At 63.9% G+C, this 12,919-nt stretch carries 2 protein-coding genes; both read left to right on the forward strand.

Translation table 11 applies throughout. From position 1 onward, the window contains the following. Positions 1–83: 83 nt before the first annotated feature. Entirely contained in the window at positions 84–7,463 is a 7,380-nt protein-coding gene (locus tag P5205_04780; protein HSA09667.1) for a YDG domain-containing protein, read from the forward strand. Positions 7,464–8,027: 564 nt separating this feature from the next. Continuing rightward, positions 8,028–12,878, forward strand: coding sequence for an immunoglobulin domain-containing protein (locus P5205_04785; protein HSA09668.1), 4,851 nt, complete (start codon positions 8,028–8,030; stop codon positions 12,876–12,878). The last annotated feature ends 41 nt before the right edge of the window (positions 12,879–12,919 follow it).

A 12,919-nucleotide genomic window follows, 5' to 3' on the forward strand; every position in this document is an offset into this window, starting at 1 on the left:
GTTTCCGTGCGCCCTTGCAATTGGACTTCCTGTGGCGGCAGCAGACTGACAACTCCAATCGGTTCAACATGCCAGAACACGTTATGCCGAACTTATCACCGGGCTATAAAGTGAACTCCCAAATTCACCACCTCAACACTCAGCATCACCAGCCGCACCGCCCGCCCAGAACGGGCTTGGGCGCGTTGTTGCTGGCCGCGCTGTTATCCCTTGCCGGGGGTGCGACCCCGGCATCGGCGGCCGAGGAGTTCCGGGCGGCCTGGGCCGATGTGTTCCACGTCGGCATGAGCAGCGCCGCCGAGGTGGACACGATGGTCTCGACCCTCGTCTCGGGCCGCTACAACGCGGTCGTCGTGCAGGTGCTGGCGTACATGGACCGGAACGGCTACGCCTCCCATGGCGCCCATTGGAAGTCATCTATTCTGCCGTGGTCCACGCGTGTCACCTCCAGCTTTGATCCCTTGGCTTACCTCTGCACGAAAGCGCACGCCAACGGCATTCAGGTCCACGCCTGGCTGGGCGGCAGCGGCGGCGGACCTTACCGCGTCTCGACTGCCTGGCCCCCCGCCAACAACGCAACCCTGGCCGCGCACCCGGAGTGGTTTATCGCGCCTTATGCCAGCAGCGAAGGAGGGTCTCCCGAGCTCGTGGACGGCAATTACTCTTTGGATATGGGCTCGCCAGACGTGCAGGACTACATCGTCAGCATCGTCAAGGAACTCGTCACCAACTACCCGATTGACGGCATCAACTGGGACGACGAGCTCAATAGCTCGGGCTACAACGAGGGGTTCGGCTATCCCGCTTACAGCCAGGCCAGCTATGCGCGCTCCGGCCTGGCCCGGTTCCGCATCAACACCGGCTATTCCGGCACGCCCAGCAACACCCAGACCGCCTGGTCCAATTATCGCCGCCGTTTCAAGAACGAACTGATGGCCCGGGTTCAGGCCGAGATTCAATCCATCAAGACCAATCCGCGCCAGCCGCTGCGGCACACCATCGCTCCCATCGCCTACAGCCCGGTCCCGAGTTCCTGCACCTTCTCCGGGTCGGCCCCCTACACCTATTTCTGCGATTGGGCCGGCATGCTGCAAAACGGGTACGTGGACGCCGCGATTCCACAAACCTACAGCAGCAGCACCTTCAACACCTGGGCGGACCGATGCGCCAACTGCTGGCAGTTCAACCGGCAGATATTCTCGGGCATTGGCGCCTATCTCTACGGCAATGCCACCATCGCCAGCGAGATCAGCTATCTCCGCAGCAAGGGCCTGAAAGGCTACTGCACCTACTCCTACGGGGCCTCGAGCACGGACGGCGGCTGGTGGGCCTATGCCGCCGCCAACGTTAACACGAGTACTGCCACCGTCCCCACCATGTCGTGGCGCGACCCGGCCACGGCGACCGAAGGCATCGTGTGGGGCCGCGTCACCGACGCCAACACCGGCCTCTATGTGGACGACGCCACCGTCACCGTGACCGGCGGGCCGACGGTCAAGACCGACGGCAACGGTTACTACATTGCCACGTTGGTTCCGGCCACCGCCAGCGGCACCGCCCATTCGACGACGGTCAGCAAGACTGGCATGACTTCCCAAACCGTGACCGCCATCGCGCTCGCCGGGGATGTCGTCCGCTACGACCTGGTCCTCAACGCCGCGGTAGGCACTGCGCCCACCATCACCACCCAGCCGCAGAGCCAAATGGTCAACCAGGGCAGCAGCGTCACCTTCACGGTTGCCGCCAGCGGCACCACGCCGTTCAGCTACCAGTGGCGGTTCAACGGCGCGAGCATCTCCGGGGCGACACTGAGCAGCTACACGAAGAGCAGCGTGCAGGCGACTGATGCAGGCAGCTACTCGGTGGTTGTCGCCAACGGCGCCGGCAGCGCCACCAGCGCCAATGCGGTGCTGACCGTAATCGTGCCGCCCACCATCACCACCCAGCCGCTGAGCCAGACGGTGTACCAGGGAACCAGCGCCACCTTCACGGTGGCGGCTTCGGGTACCACGCCCTTCACCTACCAGTGGCGGTTCAATGGCGCCAACATCTCCGGCGCGACGCTCAGCAGCTACACAAAGAGCAGCGCGCAGCCAACCGATACAGGCAGCTACTCGGTGTTGGTCGCCAACGCCGCCGGCAACGCCACCAGCGCCAATGCGGTTTTGACGGTCACCGTGCCGCCCACCATCACCGCCCAGCCGCTGAGCCAGACGGTTACCCAGGGAACCAGCGCCACCTTTACCGTGGCTGCGTCGGGCACCACGCCCTTCACTTACCAGTGGCGGTTCAACGGCGCGAACATCTCGGGCGCGACCGCATCCAGTTACACCCGCGCCAACGTCCAGCCCGCCGACGCCGGGAGTTACACGGTGGTGGTTGCCAATTCCGTGGGCAGCGCCACCAGCGCCAGCGCCATCCTGACTGTTTATGTGCCTCTCACCGCCCCGAGCATTGTCACCCAGCCCCAGGACCAGACGGTCGGCGAGGGCGCCAGCGCCACATTCACCGTCTCGGCCAGTGGCTCCACGCCGCTCTACTACCAGTGGCGCCTCAATGGGATAAACATCTCCGGCGCGACCGCATCCGGCTACACTCTCAGCTCCGTGCAGCTTGCTGATGCCGGCCCTTATTCGGTCGTCGTGTCCAACTCCATGGGCGCGGCAACCAGCTTGAATGCGCTGCTGACGGTGATCGTGCCGCCCTCCGTCACCACCCAGCCGATCAGCCAGACGGTTACCCAGGGGCAGAGCGTGACCTTTAGCGCGGTCGCTTCGGGAACGGCTCCCCTGACCTATCAATGGCGCCTGAACGGCGCCAGCATCTCCGGCGCAACCGCCAGCAGCTACACCCGCGCCAATGTCCAGGCCACCGACGCCGGCAGTTATTCCGTGCTAGTTTCCAACACCGCCGGCAGCGCCATCAGCGCCAACGCGGTCTTGACGGTCACCGTGCCGCCCGCCATCACCACCCAGCCGATCAGCCAGACGGTTAACCAGGGCGACAGTGCCATCTTCACCGTGGCTGCCAGCGGCAGCACTCCGCTCGCTTACCAGTGGCGCTGGTATGGCACGAACCTCGCCGGGGCAACGGGAACAAGCCTGGCTCTCACCGGCCTCACCACGAACCAAAGCGGACCATACACGGTCGTCGTCACCAACGCCTACGGCGCTGCCACCAGCCAGGTGGCGACGCTGACGGTCTCCCCCGTCCTGCAGGCCGGCGGCTTGTCCGTGCTCTGGAGCCTGGCCCCCGGCTCGCGCTCCTATCTGACCAGCGTCGCGGGTGCGCCGCCCGACGAGCGGGGCATGGCCTATAACCCGCTGACCCGGCGCGTCATCATCGTGCAGCGCACCACCATGACCGCCTATGTGCTCGACGGCGACACCGGCGCCGACCTGTGGACCTTGAACACGACCGGCGTCACCGGCGGCTACACCGCCTCCTATTATCTGCTCATGGTGGGGGTGGCCGAGGACGGCGCGGTTTACGCCGGCAACATGACGCTGCACGGCAATACGGTTGACTTCACAGTCTACCGCTGGGCCAACGATAGCTACGGCACCCTGCCCACCGTCGCCTACTCGGGCGACCCGGGCGAGGGGCTGGACCTGCGCTGGGGCGATACGCTTGATGTGCGCGGCTCCGGCGCCAATACGCAGATCATCATCGGCTCGCTCAATACCAATCGCTTTGCGGTGCTCACGACAACTGACGGCATCAGTTTCACCTCGCAACCCATCACCCTGACCGACACCCCCAGCAGCGTAGTGGGGGTCGGCCTCGCCTTCGGCGCCGGCGACACCTTCTGGTGCAAAGCCGGCCTGCCGTCTCCGCAAAACCTGCGGCAGGCCTCCTTTAGCCTGGCCGCCGGCACAGCGGCCACGGCGCGCAATTACGCGGACCCTGTGTTCCCGACCAGCATTGGGCCCATTGGCGTCAACCCCAGCTTCAATGTCCTTGGGGGCGTTAACGTCGCCGAGTTCGGCGACGGCAACAGCTTCCGGCTCTACGACCTCACAACCACCAACGGCGCGCCCGTGTCCATCACCGCCACCAACTTCGCCACCGACAACGATAACAGCTACGCCGGCGCGGGGGCGGTGGACTTTGGCGGCGACCGGGTTTATGCGCTCAGCTCCAACAACGGCCTGCTGGCCATGCAGATCGTCCCCAAGACGGTCGTGACCCCGCCGGCCATTGTCACCCACCCGGCCAGCCAGACCGTGGATCAGGGCGCCAGCGCCACCTTCAGCGTCGTTGCGACCGGCACCGCGCCGCTCTCCTATCAATGGCGCTTCAACGGCGCTTCCATCTCCGGCGCTACCGGCAGCAGTTACACCCGCGCCAATGTCCAGACCACGGACGCCGGCAGCTACTCGGTCTTCATTTCCAACTCCGCCGGCACCGCCACCAGCGCCAACGCCGTGCTGGCCGTGAGCGTTCCGGCCACGCCGCCGTCCATCGCGTCCGGCCCCCAAAGCCAGACCATCATCGCCGGCCAGAACGCCACGTTCACCGTCGCCGCCAGCGGCACAACCCCGTTGAGTTACCAGTGGCGGTTCAATGGCGCGAACATCTCCGGAGCGACCGCCAGCTCCTACACGCGGCCCAATGTGCAAACCGGCGACGCCGGCGCCTACTCGGTCGTCGTGTCCAATGACTACGGGACCGTCACCAGTTCCGCTGCTACGCTCACGGTCCACTTCTCCCTGACGGCCACCGCCGCCACCGGCGGCACGGTTTCCAGGAGCCCCGATCAGTCCAGCTACGCGCCGGGCACGTCGGTGACCCTCACCGCGACGCCCTCCGGCAGCTATGAGTTTGCCGGATGGTCCGGAGACGCCAGCGGAACCGCCAACCCGGTCACAGTCGTGGTGAACGGCAACCTGGCGGTGACCGCGAACTTCACGGTCACCTGCGATATCATCCTGGACAACACGGACTCGGAGGTCACCTACGTGGGCGCCTGGCAGACCGGCGCCTACGGGGGCTTGTATGGAACCGACTACCGCTTCGCGCTGGGGTCTACGACCGGCAACTCCAACGTGACCTATCGGCCCAACCTCTGTGGCGCGGGATACTACGATGTCTATATCTGGTACGTCACGGGCGGCAACCGGGCCACCAACGCCCCCTGGCAAATTGTGCATTCCGGCGGAAGCACGAACGTCCCCGTCAACCAGAAGATCAACGGCAGCCAATGGTGGCGGCTGGCGGCATCGCTGCCGTTTGACCAGGGAACCAGCGGCTACGTCCGCGTGTACAATACGAACGCCAGCAGCGGCGGAGGCAGCACCGTCGTCATAGCCGACGCGGTACGCTTCACGTATGTCGCGCCGCTGACGGCCGCCTCCATCACCACCCTTAACTCCTCGGCTAATCCTTCAGTCTATGGCAATGCGGTTACCCTCACGGCAACCGTCACCGGCAGCGGAGGCACGCCGGGCGGAACCGTCACCTTCAAGGATGGCGCCGCCGTCCTGGGCACGGCGACCCTCAACGCCTCCGGCCAGGCCACCTTTACCACCAGCACCCTCTCGGCCAGCGGATCGCCTCATTCCCTGACGGCGGTCTATGGCGGCGATGGCTCCTTCAGTTCCAGCTCCTCGAGCGCTCTGTCACAGGTCGTCAACCCGAAAGCCCTGACGGTGACAGGCGCGGCGGTGGCCGCCAAGGTGTATGACGGCATGACGGCGGCGACGATCACCGGGGCAGCCTTGAGCGGCGTGGTCAGCGGCGACGCCGTGACGCTGGGTAACGCCACCAGCGGCACGTTCGCGAACAAGAATGTCGGCGCCGGCAAGGCCGTTGCCACTGCGATGACGCTCAGCGGCGCCAACAGTGGCAATTACACGCTGACGCAGCCGACGCTGACGGGCACGATCACGGCCAAGGCGCTGACGGTGGCGGGCGCGGCGGTGACCAGCAAGGTGTATGACGGGACGACAGCGGCGACGATCACCGGGGCAGCCTTGAGCGGCGTGGTGAGCGGCGACGCCGTGACGCTGGGCAACGCCACCACCGGCACCTTCGCAAACAAGAATGTCGGCTCCGGCAAGACGGTTGCTACTGCAATGACGCTCAGCGGCGCCAACAGCGGCAATTACACGCTGACGCAGCCGACGCTAACCGGCACGATTACGGCCAAGGCCCTGACGGTGACGGGCGCAGTGGTGGCCGGGAAGGTGTATGACGGGACGACAGCGGCGACGATCACCGGGGCAGCCTTGAGCGGTGTGGTGAGCGGCGACGCCGTGACGCTGGGCAACGCCGCCAGCGGCACGTTCGCGGACAAGAATGTCGGCTCCGGCAAGACGGTTGCCACTGCAATGACGCTCAGCGGCGCCAACAGCGGCAACTACACGCTGACGCAGCCGACGCTGACGGGCACGATCACGGCCAAGGCGCTGACGGTGGCGGGCGCGGCGGTGACCAGCAAGGTGTATGACGGGACGACAGCGGCGACGATCACTGGGGCAGCCTTGAGCGGTGTGATAAGCGGCGACAGCGTCACGCTGGGCAACGCCACCGGCGGCACGTTCGCGGACAAGAATGTCGGCGCCGGGAAGACCGTTGCCACCGCGATGACGCTCAGCGGCGCCAGCAGCGGCAATTACACGCTGACGCAGCCGACGCTGACGGGCACGATCACAACCAAGGCGCTGGCGGTGACGGGCCTGACGGCACAGAACAAGGCGTACGACGGCACGACCGTCGCGACGCTTGCGGGAACACCGGGACTTGCAGGCGTGGTGAGCGGCGACGCCGTCGCCCTGGCTGGCACTGCGGTGGGAACCTTTGCTGATGCGAATGTCGGCACCACCAAGCCCGTGACCATCTCCGGCCTGAGCCTGACCGGCGCCGATGCGGACAACTACTCCATGACGGCGCCAACGGCAACGGCCAACATCACCGGGGCGGCCACCATGACCACGCTGGTTTCCTCGGCCAATCCCTCCGGCCCGGGCTCGAATGTGACCTTTACGGCGACGGTCGCTTCCGGGGCAGGCACCCCGGCGGGCGAGGTGGTGTTCCTGGCTGGCGGCACGCCGTTCAGCACCAATGCGTTAGCCGGCGGCGTGGCGGCGGCCAGCACGAGCTCGCTGGCGCTAGGCACCAACGCCATCCGGGCCGAGTATGCGGGCGGCGGCAACTTCCTTGGCAGCGGCAGCGGCTTGGACCAGGTGGTAAAAGTCTTCGAGATTTGCAGCCAAACCAACTCTCTCCTGAGTATCACTGGGAATCTGGACGGCACATTTACCCTGACGTTTGCGGGCACGCCGCAGGCGGAGTACTACGTCGTCGGCAGCTCGGATGTAACGCTGCCCACCTCCAGTTGGCTGCCGTTGCCGGGTAGCACCAACACAGTCACCGACGCGAGTGGCATTTGGCGATTCACGGTGACCAACACGACGTTACAGCAGTTCTATCGTGGCGCCGCAGTGAGGCCTTGTCCGTAACGCAGGGCACGGCGGTTGGTTCCCCGCCATCAGTGATCATGTTGGGCACCCGCGCACTGTCCATTTTTTTGGACAGTGGTGCTGCCCGTCTGCCTTTTCCAGCCTCCGCGGACCCCGGCACCTTTGGCTTGGTGCTACGGTGACGGCACGGTGATGCTACGGTGTGTATCCCATGGGGAGCGCTCCCCATGGGATACACACCGTAGTCGGACCGCACTGACAAGCTATCATCCAGCTAGCTGCAACCCCCGCTTGTATCCAATTTCCGGCAAGGCAGTCTCTTGCCTTTACTGAGGATTCAGGTCCGTAGAATTCGCGCCAGAATACGCTTGATTTTAACTTCGAACACTGAGATTCTACAATGGCAAATGTGCCGCTTTGTCGTTCTGCTTGTCGGATATCCTCCGTGGGCGTACTTACGTGCCCCTGCCAAACCGTTCTGCAGGAATGGACGGCGCACACCAAACAACGGCTAACATGCCAGAGGAAGTTATGACAAACTCATCATCAGGCTCCCAAAACCGATCCCGCAATGCTACAAAATGCAGACGGAACCACCTGCCCATGCCGTGGTTTGGCGCGCTCCTGTTCATTGCTCTCCTCGCGTTCATGCCCGCCAGGCCAGCCAGTGCGGCTGAGTATCGGGCGTTCTGGCTTGATGCCTTCCATAGCGGATTCTACAACCAAACCCAGGTGGACGCCTTGCTCGGCGTTCCCGGCACGGCCGCCGCGGGGACGATTCGCGAGGCCAACTGCAACGCGGTTATCATTCAGGTGCGAAAACGAGCCGACGTCTGCTATCCCTCCGGCGTGGGGGAACCCTACATGTCGAATCTCTCACCGTCGGACTTCAACGCGTTGGCGGCCTTGATCAAAGCCGCGCACGACACCAGCTACGGCAAGAAGCGCATCGAGGTGCATTGCTGGTCCGTCGCCTTCAAGACCGCCAAGGGCCAGGTTTATTCGCAGCACACTAACACCCCCACGGGCAGCCTGACCACTTTCGACAATTACTGGCCTACCCGGACGAGTTCCACCACCGGCTCGGAAAACGCCGACGGCGCTTTGGACCCCGGCCACCCCAAGTGCCTCGAATATCTGGTCAACGCGCATATGGACCTGGTTAATTTCGAGACGACTGCCGGGCCGGATGGCACCGACGGCCACATTGATGGCATCCACTACGACTACATTCGGTTCGAGGCTAACACGGAAGGCTACAATCCCACCAGCGTGGCCCGCTACAATGCGCGTTACGGCCTGACCGGAGATCCGTCTCCCAGCAGCGAGCAGTTCAAGCAATGGCGGCGCGACCAGTGCACCGCGTTTGTGCGGCAGATGTACGCCCGCATCCAGAAGGCCAGGCCATCGGTCAAACAGTCTGGCGCCTTCGTCACCTGGAATCCCTCACCGACTGCTTCGACGCGGGCAGCGTTCCAGGCCACGCGACCTTACTACGATGTTTACTCCGATTGGGATAGCTGGATGCAGGAAGGCATCCTGGACCTGGCCGTGCCGATGACCTACTACAACTGGGCCAGCCTGCCCACCGATTACACGAAGTGGATGAACTTTGAAAAGGACCGCAAGTTCAACCGCCAGTTGATTGTCGGCCCCGGCATCTACCTCAACTCGTTGGAGAATGCCATTTATGAGCTGCAAATGACGCGCGACGCCTCGCCGGCGGGCAATTACGCCGAAGGGTTCGCCGGCTATTCCTATGCAGTGCCTTACCTGAGCGGCAGTTGGTCCGGCTTCACCAATTCGCTGGTGCCGAGCGTCACCCCCACCTGGGACGACATCCCCGACATGCCTTGGAAGACAGCACCCACCAAAGGCCATATCATGGGGACAGTCACAATCGCTGGCACGGGCGCATGGGCGGACGGCGCCCGGGTGGAGATCTCCGGCCCCGTCAGCCGAGTGCAGACAAATGACGGGACCGGATTCTATGCCTTCATTGATCTGCCCGTCGGCACCTACACCGTCACTGCCAGCCTGAACGGCTATCCGAATGCCGTCGGCACGGCGGTCGTCGCCGTGGGGCAAGTTACCGGCAACATGTACGAGGTAAACCTGATTTTGGGCGGAGAGGCTACGCCGCCCGTGATCACGGCGCAGCCGCAGAGTCAGACAGTCAGCCAGGGTGCCGGTGCCACTTTCATCGTCGTCGCCAGCGGCACTGCGCCGCTTTCCTATCAGTGGCGGTTCAATGCCGCGCCGATTGCCGGGGCCACCGCCAGCACCTACACGGTTGACGACGCACAACCTGCGGACGCCGGCTCCTATTCAGTGATCGTCACCAACACCGCCGGCAGCGTTACAAGTGCCGATGCCATCCTGACGGTGGATACGGTTGTGAATCCGCCTGCGATTACCAGCCAACCCGCAAGCCAGACAGTTATTGCCGGCCAGGGCGCAACCTTCACCGTAACGGCCAGTGGGACCGCGCCGCTCAGCTACCAATGGCGGTACAACGCAGCACCGATTGCCGGGGCCACCGCCAGCACTTACACCCGCGGCGATGTCCAAATTGCGGATGCCGGCTCCTACTCGGTCGTCGTTACCAATCCCGCCGGCTCGGTAACCAGCGCCGATGCGGTGTTGACGGTGCACTTCTTACTCACCGCCACGGCCACAGCCGGCGGCACGGTCAGCAAGAACCCCAACTACGCCAGCTACGCGCCGAACGACGTCGTGACCCTCACTGCCACGCCTGATACGGGCTCCGAGTTCCTCGGCTGGTCTGGCGATGCAAGCGGCACCGAAAACCCGCTCGCCGTCACCATGACCGGGAACAAATTGATCAGCGCGAACTTCTTCAGCACTACTGACATCATCCTCGACAACACCAACGCTGCGGTGACCTTCACCGGTCTCTGGGAGACTGGGTCGGCCACAGCGGGCAAGTATGGTCCGGACTACCGGTTTGCAGTCACCGCGGTGGGGGGACTCTCAAACGCCGTTTTCCGTCCCTACATATACAACTCGGGTTACTACGATGTTTACGTCTGGTACGCCTCCGGCTCCAACCGGGCAACGAACGCGCCCTGGTCCATCGTTTATGACGGCGGCAGTGTTACTGTTCCAGTCAACCAAGTGGTGAATGGCGGGACCTGGGTATCCATTGGCACGGCCATCCCATTCGTGCAGGGAACCAACGGTTACGTGATGCTGTCCAATGACACTGGTTACCCCGGCAAGGTCGTCATGGCCGATGCGGTGCGGTTTACGTATGTGGGCCCCCTCGAGACGAATCTGACCCTAACGGCCACGGCCACGGCCGGCGGCGCGGTTTACAAGCACCCGGATCAAGCTACCTATGAGCGCAACTCGGTGGTTACGCTGGTCGCCGCCCCGGTCCTGGGGTGGAACTTCAGCGGGTGGTCTGGTGGCGCCACCGGCACCGACAACCCCTTGACTGTCACGCTCGCCACCAGTCTGACTATCACCGCAAACTTCACCTCTACCGTGCCAGAACTTATCGTGGACAACACGAATGCCGTATTCGGGGGTACATGGACTACATCTACGGCCAGCGACGACTTCCAGGCAAACTATCGTTATGCCTCGACCAAGACTGGCACCGCCAATGCCACGGCAACTTTTACTCCTACCATCACCACCGCAGGGAACTACGATGTCTACGTCTGGTATCCCACCCTCAGCTCTAACAGACGCTCGGCTGCTGTACCGCACCTGGTGTCTTACAACGGGGGGACCGCCAATGTCATCGTCAGCCAGCAAAGCGGATTTGGGTCATGGCAACTGATTGCCTCTGATCGGCCCTTTGCAGCGGGCACGAGCGGCTTTGTTCAGTTAGCCAATAATACAGGGGAAACCAGCCGGCGGGTTGCCGCTGATGCCGTGCGCTGGGTCTACTCGGGCAACCAGGACTCGGCGCCAATCATCATTGCCCAGCCGCAAAGCCAAACCGCCGATGCGGGCGATGCGGCAACGTTCACCGCCACGGCGGCGGGCACTGCCCCGCTCAGCTATCAGTGGCGGTTTAATGGGACAGACATCGCGGGTGCCACCGCCAGTGCTTATACGCGCAGCGACCTGCAGTCCGGTGACGCGGGCGCCTACTCGGTGATGGTTAACAACGCCGTTGGCAGCGTCGCCAGCTCCGAGGCCGTCCTGACCGTCATCGGCGGCCCGGTTTATGTTGCGCCGATCATTACCGCACAGCCGCAGGACCAGAATGTGAACCAAGGCGGCAATGCCACCTTCACGGTCAGCGCCTCCGGCACGCCGGACCCGAGCTATCAATGGCGCTTCAATGGCGCGGATATCCCCGGCGCAACCGCCAGCAACTATACCCGCAGCAATGTGCAGCCTTTCGACGCCGGCAGCTATTCGGTCGTTGTGACCAACCTTGCCGGGACAGTCACAAGTGCCGATGCGGTGCTGACGGTGAACGTGGCTCCTGCCATTATGGCGCAGCCGCAGGACAAGAACGTCAACCAGGGGAGCGACGCGGTGTTCAGCGTGGTGGGGACGGGCACACCGGCCCCGAGCTATCAATGGCGCAAGAACGGCACACCGATCGGTGGTGCGGTTGGGACCAGTTACACGGTGGCCAACGCGCAGCCGAGTGATGCAGGCAGCTATTCGGTCGAGGTGTCCAACGTCGCTGGGACCGTCACGAGTGCTGATGCGGTGCTAACGGTAAACGTGGCTCCCGCCGTGACGGCGCAGCCGCAGGACCAGAACGTCAACCAGGGGAGCGACGCCGTCTTCAGCGTGGTGGCGACGGGCACACCGGCCCCGAGCTACCAGTGGCGCAAGGACGGCGCGCCGATCGGCGGTGCAACCGGCGCAAGCTACACTGTGGCCAACGCCCAGTCTGCCGATGAAGGCAGCTACTCGGTCGTGGTTTCCAACATCGCCGGGACAGTCACCAGCGCTGATGCCGTGCTCACGGTCAATGTGGCGCCGGCCATCACCACCCAGCCGGTGGACCAGAACGTCAACCTGGGCAGCGATGCGGCCTTTAGCGTCGTGGCGACCGGCACGCCTGCCCCGGCTTACCAATGGCGGTTCAACGGAACGGACTTGAGCGGCGAGACCAGTGCCACCCTGACTCTGGCCAGTGTTCGGCTTGCGGATGCAGGCAGCTACTCGGTAGTGGTGTCCAACATCGCCGGCACAGTCACCAGCGCCGATGCCGTGCTCGCGGTCATCGAGCCGACAGCGCCCCGGATAGACTTGATCACCCTTGCTGCTGGCGACCAGATCCAGTTGCAGGTCAGCGGAACTCCGGGCCGTTACGCCGTTGAGGCGACGACCAACCTGTTGGTTGAGGACTGGGTGGAGTTGACTAACTTCACCACCACGAACAGCGAGTTCCAATTCCTCGATCCGGATATCAACGAACCTAAGCGCTTTTACCGAGTGCGGTTGATACCTTGACCGGGACCGGTTGGGGACAGCGCCGGCGCTGACAACTCGCC

It is taken from the genome of Candidatus Paceibacterota bacterium, from assembly GCA_035452965.1.
Lineage (GTDB): Bacteria > Verrucomicrobiota > Verrucomicrobiia > Limisphaerales > UBA8199 > UBA8199.

Excerpts from the sequence above, each read along its gene's own strand:
- P5205_04785 (HSA09668.1), top strand. The coding sequence starts at position 8,028 with ATGCCGTGGTTTGGCGCGCTCCTGTTCATTGCTCTCCTCGCGTTCATG.
- P5205_04780 (HSA09667.1), top strand. The coding sequence starts at position 84 with ATGCCGAACTTATCACCGGGCTATAAAGTGAACTCCCAAATTCACCAC.